Genomic DNA, 17,965 nt, shown 5'->3' with positions numbered 1-17,965 from the left:
ATCATCCCGTGAGGTCGGGCGTCTGGACTGGGCCGAGCAAGTCCATGGACTCGTGGATCAGTGTGTGAAGGGCCACCACGCGGGCTTCTCCGAGGGTGGCGTTGAGCCGCAACTGTGCGGCCTTCCAACGCAGTTTGGCTTGCGTGCGCTTGGCCAGGCCTTCGGGCGTGAGCACCACGCTGCGACTGCGGCCGTCGATGCCGGGGTCCAGACGCAACCAGCCGGCGGCGATGAGCGGCTTGAGGTTGCGGGTGAGGGTGGACGCGTCCATTTTCAGCGAAGCAGCGAGGTCCGCAGGGCGGACGGGGCCGAGTTTGAGCACAAAACTCAGCAGTGAATACTGGGTGGTCTTGAGGCCGGCCTGCGCGAGTTCGGCGTCGTAGTGCTGAGCGACGCGGCGCATGAGTTGGCGCAGTTGCAGATTGGTGCAGCCACGGGGGCGGTCGGGCACTGCGGGGGTGGCGTCTGGGGCGAAGTCAGGGGTCGGCATGAAAAAATTGTACCTGCAATCGTTGCAGATGCAAGTTTTTAATCGGGCGTGTTGAAAGGGTTATGGCTGGTGGTGCCCGTGCCTTTCTGCACACCACCGCATGATGGGACGCTGTTGTGACGTAAGAAAATCCGCGCGCACCCGACACACCCCCATCACCAGCCTTGTTCGCAACCGACCGGCTGGAACCCCTACAGGAGAAATGCCCCATGCAACGCAGAGATCTGATGAAAGCCGTGTCGACCTGGATCGCCGGTGTGTCCTTGCCCAGCGCCGTGCTGGCCGCGCCGCCATTCCCACTGAAAAAGACCGAAACCGAGTGGCGCAAGCTCGTCTCGCATGCCGCCTACCGCGTGTTGTTTGAAGAGGACACCGAACGCGCTGGAACGAGCCCGCTGAACCAGGAAAAGCGCGCGGGCATCTATGTGTGCGCAGCCTGTCAGCTGCCGCTGTTTGATGCGGCCCACAAATACGAGAGCGGAACCGGCTGGCCCAGTTTCTGGCAACCCTTGGCGGGCGGAGTGGGCACTTCGACCGATTTCAAAATGATCTACCCCCGCACCGAATACCACTGCGCTCGATGTGGTGGACACCAGGGCCATGTGTTCAACGATGGTCCGAAGCCCACGGGCCAGCGCTATTGCAACAACGGGGTGGCCCTGGCTTTTGTGCCTTCGGGCGAGGCCTTGCCCGCTCTGCGCACCTGAGTGCCCGGCAGTCCGTTGACGAGATGTTTGTGTTGACCCACCCTATTTTCAGGAGCCTCCCCATGCGATCGAAACCCTCTGCTGCTGCCGCGATCTGTTTTACGTTGGCTGGCGCAACGCTGTCCGGATGGGCCCATGCGGCCACGGCGACAGCGGTCTTTGCCGGCGGGTGTTTCTGGTGCACCGAGTCCGACTTTGAAAAGTTGCCCGGCGTGACCCAGGCCGAGTCGGGCTACACCGCAGGCAAAACCACCAACCCGACCTACGAGGCCGTGAGCGCGGGCCACACCGGTCACACCGAGGCGGTTCGTGTGACCTACGATCCAGACAAGGTCAGCTACGCCCAGCTCGTCGAGTATTTCTGGAAGACCATCGACCCCACCGAGAAAGACCGGCAGTTTTGTGACATCGGTAGCCAGTACCGCAGTGGCATCTACTGGGGCAGCGAGGCGGAGCGGGAAGTGGCCGAAGCGAGCAAGAGTGCGTTGCTGAAAACGGGTCGCTTCAAGACCATCTACACCGAACTCGCCCCTGCGAGCCCCTTCTACCTGGCCGAGGATTACCACCAGGACTATTACAAGAAGAACTCGGTGCGCTACCACTACTACCGCCTCAGCTGCGGGCGCGATGCCCAGCTCAAGCGGGTCTGGAAATGAGCAGGCTGAGGGACGGGGAATTTGGGATTCTGACGCGCTGATGGGTTGACGCGTTCAGTCTTGGGGTGGTCGCATTTTTCGCCGTTGGCGCTGCGCTTTTTGGGCGAGAGGTTCTGCTGCGGATTCGGCGCTCGAAGCGCTGCACAACAGGCTGGTCCGAAGGGGCCAGAAGGGGCACTTTTCAGCTCGGTTTTTGTCGCACTTCCGTGAACTCGATCCAGCCCTCGAAATGGTGTGCCAGGGATTGCACCCGCTCGGTGGCCATGGCCTGGTGGTGGTGCATGGCCACACAATGGTAGATCTCACTGCGCAGCGACCACAGCTCCCGGTGGGTGCGAGCGCTCTGTATTTTTTCCTGCAAACGCCTGACGTTGCCCGCTGAGCAGTCGTGCACGCAGTGGAGCAGCGCGTTGCGCGCACTGCGGAGCTCGCTGAGGCTGCTGGTGCTCGGGGATTTTTCTGCACGGGATCGGAAAGTTCGAATCCACAGGGTCAGGCAGGTGGTCATGAGGGTCTCCTAGCGGCGGATTTCACCGGCAATTTTCTCGCAGAGCGGTTCGCTTGCGGCGATCTTCGGGATCTTGTGAAGTGTATTTTCGCGGGTGGAACAGCTATTTGTAGAGGTGTGCACTCCAGAGCGTGCGTGACATTTTTCACCCCTTGTCGGGGAATGGGCGGCTAGGGGTGTTCATGCGTGATCGATTGCCGGCAGCGGCTGCCCTCAGGATGCTGTGTGACGACCTGCGTTGCAGATGATCCATCGTCTTGATGCAGGTCATGGCGGTGCGCGGCGATGTTCGTCACACTGGTGGAATGAACGTTTTCCCCCCGCTGATCGGTAGGGTGCTCTTGCCGGAGCGCTCGGTCTGGCATGTCTGACGCCGTTGCAACGGTGGGCCAAGACGCCTCGGCCGTCTTTGTCGCGCGCGGACTGACCAAGGTCTACGGCGAGGGCGCGACCGCAGTACATGCCTTGCGCGGTGTCGATCTGGACATCGTGCGTGGTGAGTTCGTGGTCTTGTTGGGCGCTTCGGGCAGCGGCAAATCGACCCTGCTCAACATCCTTGGCGGGCTGGACACGGCCACCAGCGGCTCCGCGCAATGGACCCACGCGGGCCAGGTGCACGAACTCATTGGCGCGGGAGATGCCGAGCTCACCCGTTACCGGCGTGAACACGTGGGCTTCGTGTTCCAGTTCTACAACCTCATTCCCAGCTTGACCGCGCGAGAAAACGTGGCGCTGGTGACCGAGCTGGCCGAAGATCCCATGACACCCGAAGACGCGCTGGATTTGGTGGGGCTGGGCGAGCGGATCAACCATTTTGTTTCGCAACTTTCGGGCGGAGAACAGCAGCGGGTGGCGATTGCGCGCGCGATTGCCAAGAAGCCGGCGGTGCTGCTGTGCGACGAACCCACCGGGGCCCTTGATTGCGCCACCGGCATCAAGGTCTTGCAGGCGATCGAACATGTGAATCGCGAACTGGGCACGACAACCATCGTGATCACCCACAACGCGCCCATCGCCGACATGGCCGACCGGATGTTGCGTCTGACAGACGGGCGCATTGTTGAGTCCCACGTCAATGCAAACAAAGTGCCGGCCTCTTCGTTGAGCTGGTGAGGCCCGGATGAAAGCCCTGCACATCAAGCTCTGGCGCGACCTCACCCGCTTGCGGGCGCAGGTTTTCACCATCGCGATGGTGGTGGCCATTGGCGTGGCGGGTTTTGTTTCGATGTTCTCCGTGCACGAGTCGCTCAAGGGCTCGCGCGACGCTTTCTATCGCGACAACCGGCTGGCGGACGTGTTCGCTGGTGTGAAGCGAGCGCCGGTGCATTTGGGCGATCGCCTGGCGGCGCTGGACGGCGTGGCCGAGGTCAAGCTGGGGGTGGCTTTCGATGCACAGATTGATTTGCCGGAGGTGTTGCCGCCGGTGACCGGGCGTTTCATTGGCGTCGACCTTTCACGGGTGCACGCCGGACGCCAAGGCATCAATGCGCTGTCACTCAAACGCGGTCGCTGGCCCGAGCGCGGTGGCTCCCTCGAAGCGTTGGTGAGCGACCGCTTTGCCGCAGCGCGCGGGCTGAATCCTGGCGACACCGTGCATGCGATTCTCAACGGCAAGCGGGAGCGCATCCACCTGGTGGGCACGGCCGCATCGCCCGAGTATGTGTTTGCCTCGCAGGGGGGCGCGCCCGACGACACGTCTTTCGGCATCTGGTGGATCGACAGCGCGCGCATGAGCCAGGCGTTTGACATGGAGGGTGCGTTCAACCAGGTGTCGCTGCGCCTCGATGCGGGCGTGGCGGTGGCGCCGGTTCTGCTGCAGGTGGACCACCTGCTGGAACCTTTTGGCGCCATTGGCTCTACCGGGCGCGACAAGCAGCTGTCGTCAAAGATCGTGGCCGATGAACTGGCGCAGCTCAAAGTGATGGGCACGGTGCTGCCGTCGATTTTCCTCGCGGTGGCCATGTTCATTCTCAATGTGGTGCTGAGTCGCCAGGTCGCCACGCAGCGCAGCCAGATCGCAGCCCTCAAGGCGCTGGGCTACAGCAATGGGGCCATCGCCTGGCACTACATCCAGCTGGCCATCGCCATCGCAGGCCTGGGTGTGCTGGTCGGCCTGGCTCTGAGCGTGGCCATCGGCAAGGGCATGCTCGGGCTGTACGACGACGTGTTTCGCTTCAACCACCTGGCTTATGCCACCACGCCCTGGCTGGTGCTGGTGTCCACAGTGATCGCTGCAGTGGCCGCCGCGCTCGGCGCCTGGACCGCGATCCGCGCCGTGGTGCGCCTGAGTCCGGCGCAGGCCATGCAGCCGCCGAGCCCGCCGAGCTACCGCGCCACGCTGGTCGAGCGTCTCGGCCTGGCCCGTTTCGTGAGCACTGGCGCCATGATGGTGATCCGCAATTTCGAGCGACGTCCCATGCGCGCTGCGTTCACCGTGACCGGCATCGCGCTGGCCGTGGCCCTGCAGATATCGGGCGCCTTCTGGCTCGACGCCATTGCGCACATCATGGATGTGCAGTTCCGTCAGGTCCAGCAGGGCGATGTGCTGGTCAACTTTCATCGGCCGGTTCCCGTGGGGGTGGTGCACGATCTCAAGCGCCTGCCGGGTGTGATCGATGCCGAGCCTTACCGCACCGAGCCGGTGCGAGTGCGGCTGCAAGGGCGCACCGAAGACACGGGTCTTCTGGGTCTGCGCAGCGATGCGCGGCTGATGCGCCTGGTGGGGGAACAGCGCGGTCCGGTGAGTCTGCCGGAGGAGGGCGTCGTGCTGAGCGCCTTGCTGGCCGATGCGCTCGGGGCCCGGGTCGGCGACCGCATCGGGCTGGAATTCCGCTTGTGGAGCCAGAACAAGGTACAGGTGACGGTGGTGGACGTGGTGCACACCATGTTTGGCAAACAGCTCTACATGAACCTGGACGCCATGAACCGGCTGGCGCGCGACGGCGATGGCGTGGCCGATGCGGCGCTGCAGGTGGACGCGCTGGCCATGCCGGCGTTCTGGACGGCGGTCAAAGGCGCGCCGGGCATCAACTCGGTGTTTGACAAGGCGGGTTCCATGGCGGCTTTCGACAAGACGACTTCGCGCAACATGGGTGTCTTCAGCGGCATTCTCACGCTGTTTGCGGTGGCGATGGCGGTGGGCATCATCTACAACGCGGCGCGCATCTCGCTCTCGGAGCGGGCCTGGGAGCTGGCCAGCTTGCGCGTGCTGGGGATGACGCGGGCCGAGGTCTCGGTGCTGCTGCTGGCCGAGCTGGGAGTCGAGTTGCTGATCGCACTACCGGTTGGCGCGGCGGCGGGCTGGGGTCTGGCCTCATTGATGATGCAGCTCATGTCGTCGGACAGCATCGACTTCCCCGTGATCATCGAGCCCTCGACCTATGCGTCGGCGGCCCTCATCGTGTTGGCGGCCGGCGTGGCAAGCGCGCTGCTGGTGCGTCGAAAAATCGACCAGCTGGATCTGGTCGCTGTATTGAAAGTGCGTGAATGAACGACAAGAACCCAAACAAGACCCAGGACAAGACGCGGGGCAAAACACTGCGGCGCTGGATCGGCTGGGGCCTGGTGTTGGTGGCCGCTGCTGCGCTGGTGTTTGCGGTTTACCGCCCCAGGCCGCTGGTGGTCGAAGTGGCCCAGGTGGCCAAGGGCAGCTTCGAGCGGGTGATCGAGGAGGACGGCCAGTTGCGCCTGAAGAACCGCTACACCATCGCTGCGCCCACGCCAGCCGATCTGCTTCGGCCGTCGCTCAAGGTTGGCGACGTGGTGCGCGCAGGTGATGTGGTGGCCACGCTCGCACCGGCTGCGCCGCAGATGATCGATGCGCGCACGCGCACCGTGTTGGCGCAGCGGGTGGGCAGCGCCGAGGCCGCGCGCCGCGCCGCGGTGGCCCAGGGGCAGGTTGCCCAGACAGCGCTGGAACAGGCCACGCTCGAGGCGAGCCGTGCGGTACAACTCGCCAAGGACCAATTCATTGCACCTTCGGCGCGGGACCAGGCCACGCTGGCCCGCCAGGCTGCACAGGAAGCGCTGGCGGCGGCTCGTGCACAGCAGGGGGTGGCAGACTTTGCGTTGGCTGAAGCACGCGCCGCCCTGAGCCGCTCGCAACCGGCCCATGGGGGTGCCCCGACCGCAGGGCTGTGGTTGCTCAAAAGCCCGATCGACGGGCAGGTGCTCAAGTTGTACAAGGACAGCGCGGCACCGGTCGCCGCTGGCCAACCGCTGCTCGACATCGGCGACACCGCGGCCATGGAGGCGATCATTGATGTACTTTCCGGCGAAGTGCAACAGATCCAGCCCGGCGCGGTGGTGCAGATGTCCACCGGCAGCAGCGCGCCGCCGCTCGCTGGGCGTGTGGCTCGGATCGAACCCGTGGCCTTCACCAAGGTGTCGGCCCTGGGCATCGAAGAGCAGCGCGTCAACGTGGTGGTGGATCTGGCCTCGGTCCCGGACGAAGCGAAGCGCCTGGGCGATGGGTTTCGCGTCGACGCGCGCATCACGGTCTTTTCGCAGTCCGGTGTCTTGCTGGTGCCCACGGCGGCACTGGTGCGAGACGGTGAGCTGTGGCGGGTGTTTGTGGTCGAGCACGACCGTGCAAACGCCAGGCCGGTGCAGATCCAGCAGCGCAATGCCGATGTGGCCTGGGTGCGCGAGGGCTTGAGCGAGGGAGATACCGTGTTGTTGTACCCGGGCACCATCATCACCGACGGTCAGGCGGTGAAGGCGCGCGCAGGTCCTTAGGTGGGTGTTGCACGCTGTCAGGCGCATGAAACCGCGTCTTTTTGCCGATGGCTTCGCTGAAAATCCTCGGCATGGCTGAGTGATGGCAGTGGTTTTTGCCTCGCCTTGAGCAATCACAGCGGTTCATTTGCACCCTCAGGCCTGTACCACCACACCAATCGTCAACGATGAACGTTCACTGAATGGCAAGGAATCAGCTTGGTACGACATGCGAGCGAAGCGTGGCAAACTCAGCTTCTTGCGCTGATGGTCAGCGCGCCACCCTCGCCATTGCCCTCCATGGTGATCAGGGGATTGGCCTCCAATGGAACCACCACCTTGTCCAACACGCTCTCTGCTGCTGCCATGCTTCCCATGCACTCCACGCCCCCCATGGTGCAGACCGTGCGGGTTTATACCTGCCAGTGCGGGCAAGCGATTTTTTTCGTCAACAGCCGGTGCCTGGCTTGCGAAACGCTGCTGGGCTATGACCCCGCGCAGGGGCGCCTGATGTCCCTGGAGGATGGTGTTGAACCCGACACCTGGGTCGAAAGCCACTCCACTGAGCCGGGTTTTGTGTTCTGTGGAAACCGGGACACCCCGGCGAACTGCAACTGGCTGCTGCCCGAGTCCGAGAAAGACGAGCACCACCAGCTCTGCCGTGCCTGCCGGCTCAACCGCACCATCCCGAAGCTGGATGATTCACAGCATCCGGACAATGGCGAGTTGTGGGGCCGGGTGGAGCAGGCCAAGCGCCGCGTGGTGTCTGCCCTGCTGGTGATGGGCTTGCCGGTTGCCTCACGCGAAACGGAAGACCCAGAAGACGGCTTGATGTTTGATCTCCTGCGCTCTATTGGGCACGGTGAACATGTGATGACCGGTCACGACGACGGCTTGATCACACTGAACGTGGCCGAAGCCGATGATGTCAAACGCGAACGCACGCGTCTGGCCATGAACGAGCCTTATCGAACCTTGGTGGGGCACTTTCGCCATGAGATCGGACACTACTACTGGTACCGCCTGGTCGACAACCCGGGCAGCAAGTGGCTGCCCGCATTTCGGGAGCTGTTTGGCGACGAAAACCAGGATTACGCCGAGAGTCTGAAGAAAAGCTACGAAGACGGTCCCAATCCGGATTGGCCTTTGCACTTCGTCAGCGCCTACGCCAGCGTGCACCCTTGGGAGGATTGGGCTGAGTGCTGGGCGCATTACATGCACATGCGCGACACCGTCGACACCGCATCCAGCTACGGTTTGTCGCTGGACACTGCGCAGCTCGATTTCACGCCATTCGACACCACCGCGCTCTACCTGCCCGAGCATCCCGATGCCGAGCGGTTTCTGGATTTCCTGAACCGCTGGACCCAGCTGACCATGCTGCTCAACGGCATGTCGCGCGCCATGGGGCAACCCGACTTCTACCCCTTTGTGCTCCCGCATGAAGTGGTGGCGAAGCTGCATTTCATACATTTGCTCGTGATGACGGAGGGGCAGGAGCAGGGACACGAAATGGAGATGGAACTGGAGCCGGTGCACGAGACGGCGCACGCGCATGGGCACGAAAAGGGGCAGGTGCAAACGCAGACCCAGACTCAGACCCAAACGAAAACGAAAACGAAAACCAAAAACACGCCTTAGGCGTTGACGTCCAGTCACCGCTGCAACACCGGGCGCAGCCGGTCATCGATCGGTCGCGGTGCCCCACGCGGTGTCCTGACCCGCTCAAGCGTTTGGAGAAGCCCGTCCAATAGGCGGTTTCCGTGCTTCTCCGGCTGTCTGGTCCCTGGCCAAAGACAGTGGCGCGCGGATCTTGCGGCCCGAAGACGTGGTCGACGGCGTGAAGGGCTGCGACTTTCTGTACACCGACGTCTGGGTCGCCATGGGGGGCCCCGAAGCAGTCTGGATCGAGCGCATCCAGTGGCTGATGCCTTACCAGGTGAACGCCGAAGCCATGAAAAAGACGGGAAACCCCCGTGTGTATTTCATGCATTGCCTTCCGGCCTTCCACAGCACCGAGACCGAAGTGGGCAAGCAGATCGAGAAGACCCATGGCATCACCGCGATGGAGGCCACCGACGAGGTGTTTGAGCACTCGGCCTCCATCGTGTCTGGTGCAGGGTTTGTTTGCTCCACAAGCCTCGTGGAAGAATGGGGTGACCGGCGCTGGCTACAACACCAATGGCTGTGCGTAGCCCGTCATCTCCAGGTAGCCGCGCCCCATGCGTTGTCCTGACTCGCTCAAGAGATCGGAGAGGCCTTCCCAATAGACGGTGCCTGTGCTTTGGCGGCTGTCGAGCTCCTGGTCATCGAGCAGTGCCTTGACGGTGAAAACGCCTGCGGGGGTTTTCACCCGCCACTCGACCGGGTAGCGGGCCTGGGTGGCGGGGCTGGTCCACCAGCGCAGCGGCTCAAACTCCACGTTCCGGGCGCCGAAAATTTGAGCGCTCATTGAGTCGTTGCCTTGCGCCGCTGTGCGCCATGAGCCGCCCGCCCAGACGGCCGAACCATCGGCCCGGCGCAAGCGAAAAGCGGTGAGGCTGCTGCCATCGAAGAGGTTCATGCCGATCCAGTCCCATCCCACAGCCTCAGGGTGTAACAGGGCTTCACTCCACTCGTGGTCCAGCCATGCGCGGCCGGACTGCAGGGGTATTTCGCGGGCCTGAATGCGCAGCGATCCGCTCACGCTGAGTTGCGGGTGGCTGACATAAAAGCTGCTTTGGCTGGGCTCCGGCCCCTTGCGCGAAAGGCCCTGCTGGCCTTGCAATAAATGGGTTTGTTCCGGCCGCGCATCGATGGCGATGGCCAATTCTGCTGCTTGCACGCGAACGCGGTACCGGCCGTCTTCCAGCCGTTGCATCGACCAGTCTTTCAGGCGAATGGCGGTGTCAGCGTCGTCGGCAAAAGCGGTGCCCAAGCCGGTGCGATGGTCTTCGCGCGCTGGCACCTCACCATTCCAGCGGGCGATGCGCTGGTCGTGCCACAGGCGCTGCCCCTGGACGTCGGTGATTGCAGCGTGGGCAAACAGCAGCTGGCGTGCGGCCAGGCGGCTGCGCAGGGACTGGGCGGCGTCGATGCGACTGCGGAAAAAGGTGACTTGAAACCCCAGTGTCTGGCCCTGACTGCCCAAGGCATGACCGGTGAGGTACCACCATTCGGTGCGGGTGTGATTGTGGCTGCCGTTGTCGCTGGGAAACCGCAACGGTCGGGGCTGCAGCAGGCGTCCCTGTGGGCTGGCTTCGGCCAGCACCCCGCCGGGCGCCAGGGACAGGCCCGCCAGTCCCAGCAGGTAGTGGCGGCGTGTGAAACCGGTCATGGCCAGCGTCGGGGCTTGCGCTTACAAGGCCAGCAGCTGTTGCTGCAGCCGTTCGCGAGCGGTGGACGTGTCACCAAATCGGGCCTGTGCCCAAGTGGTGTCGAAGTAGGTCTTGAGGTAGCGCTCTCCGCTGTCGCACAGCAGCGAGACGATGGACCCCGATTCGCCGCGGTCTTTCATGCCCTGCGCCAGCGCGAGCATGGCGACCAGGTTGGTGCCGGTCGAAGGTCCCACGCGGCGCCCCAGCAGGCCACACAGGCTGTGCATGGCGGCCACGGAATCGGCGTCGGTGACTTCGATCATGTGATCGATGAGCGTCGGGATGAAGCTGGGCTCGACCCGGGGCCGACCGATGCCTTCAATGCGAGAGCCGGGCGCCGTCGCGCTGGCATCGCGCTCCCGGTGGTAACGCGCGAAGACCGAACCCTCGGGGTCGGGAACGCACAACGCCGTGGGGTGACCCAGGAAGCGCAGATACCGACCGATCGTGGCGCTGGTGCCGCCGGTGCCAGCGCCGGCCACGATCCAATGGGGAATCGGAAAGCGCTCGCGTGCCATCTGGTCGAAGATGCTTTGTGCGATGTTGTTGTTGCCCCGCCAGTCGGTCGCCCGCTCGGCGTAGGTGAACTGGTCCATGTAGTGGCCGCCGCGGGCCTGGGCTATGTCTTGTGCGGCCGCGTAAACCTCGCCCGCCGAGTCCACAAAGTGGCATTGCCCTTCATAAAACGCGATTTGGTCGATTTTTTCCTGGGAGGTGTTGCGGGGCATCACGGCCACAAACGGCAGGCCCAGCAGGCGCGCGAAGTAGGCTTCGCTGACGGCGGTCGAGCCACTGGAGGCTTCCACCACGGTGGTGCCTTCGTTCAGCCAGCCGTTGCACAGGGCATAGAGGAACAGCGAACGGGCCAGCCGGTGTTTGAGGCTGCCGGTGGGGTGGGTGGATTCGTCTTTGAGGTAGAGGTCGATGCCGAGTGCCTGCCAGGCGGGCAGGGGCAGGGCGATCAGGTGGGTGTCGGCGCTGCGGCAGTAGTCGGCTTCGATCAGGGCGAGCGCGCGGTGGGTCCAGGTGTGGGCGTTGGTCATGGGTTGATTGTCGCGTGAGGGCGGACTGATCACCAGTCTTGTTTGACCGCCTGCACCGCGTCGCGGCCGGCGGCGGCTCGGCCAGCCAGCCAGGCGGTCAAGGTGCCTGCCACGATCACGGCTGCGCACAGCGCGGCCAGACGCCACCCGGGCAGGGCCAGGTCCATGGTCCAGTGAAAACTTTGGGGGTTGACCACGTGCACCAGCACCACGCTCACCGCCAGCCCCAGGGCAAGGCCGGCGAGTGCGCCCAGCGATGTCCACGCCAGACCTTCCAGCGCCACCACACCCAGGATTTGCCGCCGGGTGAGCCCCAGATGGGCCAGCAAGCCAAACTCGCGCCGGCGCGCCAGCACCTGTGCGCTGAAGCTCGCCGCCACGCCGAACAGACCAATGCCGATGGCCACAGCCTGCAGCCAGTAGGTCACGGCAAAGCTGCGATCGAAGATGCGCAGCGAGGTTGCGCGGATCTCGCTGGCCGAGGCGAATTCGATGAGACTTTCTGCGCCCATGGTCCGTGCCAAAGCGCGAATGGCCTCGCGCACGCCGACCTCGCTGGCCTCTGCGCTCAGGTGCAGGGCCAGGTCGTTGACGCGCTCGTCACCTGACAGGCGCACGTAGTCGTCGCGGTCCATCACCACGCTGCCGTGTTGGCGGGCGTAGTCGCGCCACACACCAGCCACGAAAAAACGCGTGTGGGCGGCGCGCTCACCAAAGGCCGGGGCCAGGTCGGGCAGCCATTGGCCCACCTTCGCGCCGTGCAGGTCGACCATGGCTTCGCTTACATAGACCGGCACCACGGTCTCGCCCCGTGCCGGGATGGGCGGGGCGACCGGGTTGGCGAGCAAAGGCAAGGTCTGGCCGGCGTGTGATCCGTCGGCGGCCGCCAGCGGGCGTGCCAGCAAGGTCACGGGTGGCAGGGCCGGATTCATCAGGAACGGTGCGGTACGCAACGGCTCTGCGCGCAAAACGCCGGGCACTTTGCTGACGGCGGTCACAAAGTCGGTTGGCAGCGGGTTGCTCTCGCCGGATGACGAGCCAGCGCGCACATACAGCTCGGCAGGCAGCACGCCGTCAAGCCATTGGGTCACCGAGTCGCGAAAACTCGCCACCATCACGGTCAGGGCCACTGACAGGGCCAGGCTGGCGACCACGCCGCTGGTGGCCACTGCGGCGGTTTCGCGCAGACGCCGAGAGCGCTCGACCGCGAGCATGGGCAGGGTGTGGTGTGCGGCCCAAGGGGCGAGCCGGTTCAAGACCACGGCCACCGCCAGAGGCAAGGCGGCGATGCCGCCCACCAGCAACAACCCGACGGCCAGGTAGGCGGCCAGGGGAATGCCGGCCACAGGGGGTGCCCAAGCCAGCGCGATCGCCAGGATCATCAGTCCAATGGCGGGGGCATGAGAGCGACCTCCGATCACCGGCGCAGCGCCCAGGCCCTTGAGTGCCAGGGCAGGTGCGAGCTGCGCCGTGGCGCGCGCGGGCCACCAGCCGCCGACCACCGAGGCGGCCACGCCCAGTGCGCCATACAGCAGCGCAGCGCCCCAGCTCCATTGCAGACTGGGCGAATCTCCGGAAAAATAGCCCCCCCCCAGGTCCCCGCCCAGAACGGTCAGTGCGAGCGCGGCGAGGCCCGTGCCCAGCGCCACACCCAGGGTACTGCCCAGGCTGCCCAGCAGCGCCGATTCCGCCAACACCAGGCGCAGGCGCTCGGGCGCCGACAAGCCCAGCACCCCGAGCAGCGCAAACTGCTGCTGTCGCCGCGCCACCGACAGCGACAGCACCGAAAACACCAGAAACGCACCGGTGAACAGGGCCACCAGCGCCAGCACCGTGAGGTTGACCCGGTAGGCCCGCGAGAGGTTGCTGGCGCGTTCCCCCGCCTGTTCCGGGCGCTGCAAAATCAGTTCCACCGGCAAAGCCAGCGCCTGTTGCAGGGCTTCGCTGCTGGCGCCCGGTATCAGCCGCAGATCGATGCGGCTGATAGAGCCTACGCGGTCGGTGAGTTCCTGGGCTGCGGCGATGTCCATCACGATCAAGGGCGCGCCGGGGGCGTTCACTGTGCCGGCGACCCGCAGGGTGTGCCAGCGAAGTCCGCTCTGGACCTGGAGCGTCAACGGGTCCGACCCCAGCGCCCGGCGGGCAGCCGGGTTGAGAAACACCGTGTCGGGCGCAAACAGGTCGAGCCGGTCGGCGCGCGCCTCGAGGATGGGCATCAGGGCTGGCGAAACGCTGCCCACGCTCAAGGCGTCCACGCCCAGCAGTTCCACCGCCAGGCGTTGTCCGTCGGGGGCCTGCATCGAGGTGCGCAGCGCCAGCACCGGACTGGCCACCGAAACCAGAGGCTGGGCTTGCACGCGTGCGAGCCAGGTGTCGTCCAGCGAGCCCTGGCGGGCACGCAACTCGGTGTCGGGTTTGCCGTTGACGGAACTCACGGCGCTGGCGAACTCCTGGAGGGCCGAGGCATTGATCAGGTGCACGGCCAGGGCGAGTGCGACGCCCAGCATCACCGCCACCACGGCCGAGGCATTGCGCCAGGGGTTGTGGCGCAATTCCTGCCAGGAAAACGTGGTCAATAAGGCGAACATGGTGGCCTGAGCCTAACGCCAGAGTGGGTAGGTCAGCGCGTGTGGTCCAATAGGGGGTTTTCAACCCTTTCTCTCTGGAACTGTCATGGGCAATAAAATCGTCACCGAAGCGGACCGCAAACGCACTCCCCGTCCGACCCCCATCGCTGGTATGACCCCGGGCACGCCCGGTCGCGGTCAGCGCGTGAGCCTGGAGCGCGGTGTTTCCACCCGTTCCAAAAAGAACCCAGGAAAGCGTCCCAACAAAGGGGGCTGATCGCTGGGTAATTCCTGCGATTTGGTGAAAAAGGCCCCTTGTGGGCCTTTTTTGCGTCTGGCGGCGGCATTGAGGGGACCGCCAAAGCCCATGATTCCCCAGGGGATAATTTAGTTGCCTGAGAAGTAGTTGTCTAGGCATGTAAAATTGCGGCTGTCCCTGATTCCTTGTCAACCACCTGCTTCCCGACACCATGCCCCGCCGTTCAACCCCCGTGCAGTTTTACCAAGCCGGTACCTACAGCCCACAGGACAGCGTGGGCTACATGATGAAGCGGGCCATGTTGTCCATGGTCCATCAAGTGGACAAACGCCTGGCCTCGCTGGATCTGACCAGTGCCCAGTGGGTGCCCCTGCTGCGCATCCGCGAACTGGGGCAGGCGACAGTGGCCGAACTCGCTCGCTGGTCCAACACCGATGCAGGCGCCATGACCCGGTTGCTGGACCGTCTGGAGAAAAAGGGCCTGTGCCGCCGCGAGCGCTCGCTCACCGATCGTCGTGTGGTGCATGTGTCGCTCACGCCCGAAGGCGACGTGGCCTTGCAGAGCGTGCCGGTGGTGCTGGCCGATGTCACCAACCTTCACCTGGACGGTTTTTCGAAGGCCGAGTGGGAAACCCTCAAAGGCCTGCTCCAGCGCATCGTGGTCAATGGCGATCGTCTGCGCGACGAAGGCTGAGCAGCCCTCGCGGACCAACACCTGATTCCCCCAACGGACTGCACAGTCCCGCACCGCTTTCCTGATCCCATTACCTGCCTAAGCAAATGAAGCCCTATCAATCAAATGCCAACCTCCGACGCTCTGGGGCCACCTGGGCGTTGTCTGCCGTCGCCGCGCTGGTACTGACGGCCTGCGCCAGCAGCGCCGGCATCTCGTCTTCAGCCCACACCATCGAGCCGGCCCAGCTGGGTTTGATCGGTGCCACTGCACCAGCGAACGGCTCGGTGCAGGCGCAATGGTGGGAGGCCTGGGGTGATCCGGCTTTGACCGCCCTGGTGGGCCAGGCGCTGGCCGCGCACCCGAGTCTGCAAGTGGTCGAAGCCCGCCTGGCCAAAGCCAGTGCGGCGGTGGCGGCTGAGGGCGGCAACGCCGGCCCCAAGCTCCAGTTCAGTGCCGATGCCACCCGCCAGCGGTTCAGCGCCACCAGCATTTACCCAGCGCCGCTGGGCGGCTCCACGCAGACCTTGGCCAATGCCCAGTTCGCCGGCAGTTGGGAAATTGATTTCTTCGGGCGCCACCGTGCCGCCATCGATGCGGCCCTGGGCGGGCAGCGCGCTGCTCAGGCAGACGCGGCCGCCGCGCGCAACCTCTTGGCCAGCCAGGTGGGTCAAACCTACGTGCAATTCGGGCGTTTGTTGGCCCAGCGCACAGTCGCCGAGCGGGCGCTGGCGCAGCGCGAGCAGATGCTGGGCCTGATCCGGCAGCGCGTGGACGCTGGGCTGGATACGCAGGTGGAGTTGCGCCAGGGTGAGGGCGCGTTGCCAGAAGCCCGCCAATCGATCGAACAGATCAACGAGCTCATCGACAACACCCGCAACGCACTGGCGGCCCTGGCCGCAGTGCCGGCCGAGAGCCTGGCGGCTTTGAAACCGGCGCTCAGCAACGAGCGCCTCCTGGTGGTGCCTGAATCGGTGCCGGCCAATTTGCTGGGTACTCGGCCCGACATCGAGGCTGCTCGCTGGCGCATCGAGGCCGCCACGCAGGGCATCACGGCCGCCAAGGCGCAGTTCTACCCCAACGTCAACCTCACCGCATTTGCCGGCCTGTCCAGCATCGGCCTGGGCAATCTGGTGGAGGCGGGCAGCCGCCAGATGGGTGTGGGCCCGGCGATCCATTTGCCGATCTTCGACTCGGGCAGCTTGCGCGCCAACCTGAGCAACAAGACGGCCGATCTGGACAGTGCTGTGGCCGCCTACAACGGCGCTGTGCTGGATGCTGTGCGTGAAACCGCAGACCAGCTGAATACCTTGCAATCGCTGGCCCGTCAGCGTGCCGAGCAGGCGCAGGCCCAGCGGGCAGTTGAAGAGGCGTATGCGTTTGCCCAGCAACGATACGGCGCTGGCCTGAGTGGCTACCTGACCTTGCTCAATGCCGAAAACGCGGTGCTGGCCCAGCGCCGGCAGGCGGTGGACCTGCATGCCCGTGCGCTGAGCGCCCAAGTGGGCCTGGTCCGGGCATTGGGCGGCGGCTACCAGCCCGATCCGGTGCCGGGCACGCTGGCGCGGGTGGCTTCTGCGCCTTCGCAGTGACCCACCACCGCCCCGACTTCTTTTCCCATTTTTTCGAACCCGATTCCCCCGATTGCCGGAGTACCCCATGACCGAAACCACCCGATCCTCCAACCCCGCCCGCAAAAAAGCGCTGACCGCGGTGGCCACCGCCTTGCTCCTGGGTGGTGTGGCCTACGGCGCCTACTGGGCACTGGTGCTCAACCACTTTGAAACCACGGACAACGCTTATGTTCAGGGCAACGTGGTGCAGGTGACGCCCCAGCTGGCAGGCACCGTGCTGGCCATCAACGTCGATGACACCGACCATGTGAAAGCGGGTCAGTGGCTGGTTCGCCTGGACCCGGCCGACGCCCAGATCGCACTGGAGCAGGCTGAGGCGAACCTCGCGCAGACCGTGCGCCAGGTGCGCACGCTCTACGCCAACAACCGCACCCAGCAGGCGCAGATCGCCTTGCGCGACGCCGATCTGTCCCGTGCCCAGGCCGAGTTCGCCCGGATGCAGGACGACGTCAACCGCCGCCAGCCGCTGGTGGCCTCGGGCGCCGTGGGCCGTGAAGAATTCAACCATGTGAGCTCACAGCTCTCGGGGGCCCGAAGCAGTGTCGAGGCCGCGCGCTCGGCGGTGCTGGCCGCGCGCGAGCAACTCAGCTCCAATGAGTCGCTCACGGCGGGCACCTCGCCGGAAGAACACCCCAGCGTGAAGGTGGCTGCGTCCAAGGTCCGCGAAGCGGCGCTGGCGCTGCAACGCACCGACCTGGTGGCCCCGGTGGATGGTTATGTGGCGCGCCGCAACGTGCAGCTGGGCCAGCGTGTGCAGGCCGGCTCGCCATTGTTGTCGGTGATCGCCTTGAGTGAGGTTTGGGTCGAGGCCAATTTCAAGGAAAGCCAGCTCACCAACCTGCGCCTGGAGCAGCCCGTAGAGCTCACTGCCGATGTCTACGGTAAAAAGGTGATTTACCACGGTGTGGTCGAAGGTCTGGGCGCAGGCACAGGCGCGGCTTTTGCCTTGTTGCCTGCGCAAAATGCCACCGGCAACTGGATCAAGGTGGTGCAGCGTGTGCCTGTTCGGGTGAAGCTGGATGCGGCCGAAGTGGCCGCCCATCCGCTGCGCGTGGGCTTGTCCATGGAAGCCAAGGTCGACATCAGCAAGACCGATGGCCGCATGCTGGCCGAAGCGGGCGGCACATCGCGCGCCATGTCGACCGCCGTGTTTGCACAGGACAGTGCCGATGCCGACGCACGGGTGCAGCGCATCATCGCCGGCAACAGCCCGACCCCCCGCGGTAGGGCGCTGGCGAAAGCCGTCACCCGACCTGTCGCACCCGTGAAAGCCGCCGAAGGCGTTTCTGAGGTGAAGGTTGGCCAGGCCGCGCCGGTGACGGCAGCCACCCCCGTGGCACTGGTGAACTGATCCCT

General features: G+C 64.8%; 16 protein-coding genes. 11 read left to right on the top strand and 5 right to left on the bottom strand.

Translation table 11 applies throughout. The annotated features are described in order from the left end of the window. Position 1: 1 nt before the first annotated feature. A complete protein-coding gene (locus tag E5678_RS09120) occupies positions 2–490 on the bottom strand; it encodes a MarR family winged helix-turn-helix transcriptional regulator (RefSeq protein WP_136178232.1) in 489 nt (162 codons plus the stop codon). Between the two features lie 209 nt (positions 491–699). On the opposite strand from E5678_RS09120, the gene msrB reads away from it, so the two are divergent. Both msrB and msrA read left to right on the top strand, forming a co-directional pair. Then, on the top strand, positions 700–1,197 hold the full coding sequence (gene msrB / locus E5678_RS09115) for a peptide-methionine (R)-S-oxide reductase MsrB (RefSeq protein WP_136178231.1): 498 nt from the start codon (positions 700–702) through the stop codon (positions 1,195–1,197). Between the two features lie 62 nt (positions 1,198–1,259). Continuing rightward, positions 1,260–1,853: a peptide-methionine (S)-S-oxide reductase MsrA gene (gene msrA, locus E5678_RS09110; protein ID WP_136178230.1), complete on the top strand. Its 594-nt coding sequence runs from the start codon at positions 1,260–1,262 to the stop codon at positions 1,851–1,853. A gap of 181 nt (positions 1,854–2,034) precedes the next feature. Here msrA and E5678_RS09105 read toward each other — a convergent pair whose 3' ends face one another. After that, positions 2,035–2,361: a hypothetical protein gene (locus E5678_RS09105; protein WP_136178229.1), complete on the bottom strand. Its 327-nt coding sequence runs from the start codon at positions 2,359–2,361 to the stop codon at positions 2,035–2,037. A 363-nt stretch (positions 2,362–2,724) separates the two neighbouring features. On the opposite strand from E5678_RS09105, the gene E5678_RS09100 reads away from it, so the two are divergent. From E5678_RS09100 to E5678_RS09080, 5 genes are all read left to right on the top strand, one after another. Continuing rightward, a complete protein-coding gene (locus E5678_RS09100; RefSeq protein WP_136178228.1) occupies positions 2,725–3,474 on the top strand; it encodes an ABC transporter ATP-binding protein in 750 nt (249 codons plus the stop codon). Positions 3,475–3,481: 7 nt separating this feature from the next. Beyond that, on the top strand, positions 3,482–5,851 hold the full coding sequence (locus E5678_RS09095; protein WP_136178227.1) for an ABC transporter permease: 2,370 nt from the start codon (positions 3,482–3,484) through the stop codon (positions 5,849–5,851). Beyond that, positions 5,848–7,098 carry an HlyD family efflux transporter periplasmic adaptor subunit gene (locus E5678_RS09090; protein ID WP_136178226.1) on the top strand — a complete coding sequence of 417 codons (1,251 nt, stop codon included), beginning with the start codon at positions 5,848–5,850 and terminating at the stop codon, positions 7,096–7,098. Before E5678_RS09095 ends, E5678_RS09090 begins: the two co-directional genes overlap by 4 nt. A 354-nt stretch (positions 7,099–7,452) precedes the next feature. Beyond that, a complete protein-coding gene (locus tag E5678_RS09085; RefSeq protein WP_247596962.1) occupies positions 7,453–8,718 on the top strand; it encodes a putative zinc-binding metallopeptidase in 1,266 nt (421 codons plus the stop codon). A 172-nt stretch (positions 8,719–8,890) separates the two neighbouring features. Then, positions 8,891–9,313 (top strand): hypothetical protein, encoded by a 423-nt coding sequence (locus E5678_RS09080; protein WP_247596961.1) that lies wholly within the window; start codon positions 8,891–8,893, stop codon positions 9,311–9,313. On the opposite strand, the gene E5678_RS09075 is transcribed toward E5678_RS09080, so the two are convergent. Genes E5678_RS09075 through E5678_RS09065 form a run of 3 tightly spaced genes read right to left on the bottom strand, consistent with a single transcriptional unit; the run spans position 9,248 to position 14,064 of the window. Further along, a complete protein-coding gene (locus tag E5678_RS09075) occupies positions 9,248–10,393 on the bottom strand; it encodes a carotenoid 1,2-hydratase (RefSeq protein WP_136178223.1) in 1,146 nt (381 codons plus the stop codon). The two genes, E5678_RS09080 and E5678_RS09075, sit on opposite strands and share 66 nt — an antisense overlap. 21 nt (positions 10,394–10,414) lie before the next feature. Further along, complete coding sequence (locus E5678_RS09070) at positions 10,415–11,476, bottom strand: PLP-dependent cysteine synthase family protein (protein WP_136178222.1); 1,062 nt, start codon at positions 11,474–11,476, stop codon at positions 10,415–10,417. A gap of 29 nt (positions 11,477–11,505) precedes the next feature. Further along, positions 11,506–14,064 carry an ABC transporter permease gene (locus tag E5678_RS09065; protein WP_136178221.1) on the bottom strand — a complete coding sequence of 853 codons (2,559 nt, stop codon included), beginning with the start codon at positions 14,062–14,064 and terminating at the stop codon, positions 11,506–11,508. A gap of 85 nt (positions 14,065–14,149) precedes the next feature. Here E5678_RS09065 and E5678_RS22275 point away from each other — a divergent pair, with 85 nt between their 5' ends. The 4 genes from E5678_RS22275 (at position 14,150) to E5678_RS09050 (ending at position 17,960) form a co-directional block, all read left to right on the top strand. Then, a complete protein-coding gene (locus E5678_RS22275) occupies positions 14,150–14,320 on the top strand; it encodes a hypothetical protein (protein ID WP_168708525.1) in 171 nt (56 codons plus the stop codon). A gap of 193 nt (positions 14,321–14,513) precedes the next feature. After that, on the top strand, positions 14,514–14,996 hold the full coding sequence (locus tag E5678_RS09060; RefSeq protein ID WP_136178220.1) for a MarR family transcriptional regulator: 483 nt from the start codon (positions 14,514–14,516) through the stop codon (positions 14,994–14,996). Positions 14,997–15,082: 86 nt separating this feature from the next. Beyond that, on the top strand, positions 15,083–16,567 hold the full coding sequence (locus E5678_RS09055; RefSeq protein WP_136178219.1) for an efflux transporter outer membrane subunit: 1,485 nt from the start codon (positions 15,083–15,085) through the stop codon (positions 16,565–16,567). Positions 16,568–16,634: 67 nt separating this feature from the next. Then, positions 16,635–17,960 carry an efflux RND transporter periplasmic adaptor subunit gene (locus tag E5678_RS09050; RefSeq protein ID WP_136178218.1) on the top strand — a complete coding sequence of 442 codons (1,326 nt, stop codon included), beginning with the start codon at positions 16,635–16,637 and terminating at the stop codon, positions 17,958–17,960. Positions 17,961–17,965: the final 5 nt, after the last annotated feature.

The sequence above is a fragment of the Hydrogenophaga sp. PAMC20947 genome, assembly GCF_004795855.1.
Classification (GTDB): Bacteria; Pseudomonadota; Gammaproteobacteria; order Burkholderiales; family Burkholderiaceae_C; genus Hydrogenophaga.
The sequence above is the reverse complement of the archived record's forward strand: the minus strand, read 5'-3'. Positions and strand labels throughout refer to the sequence as shown.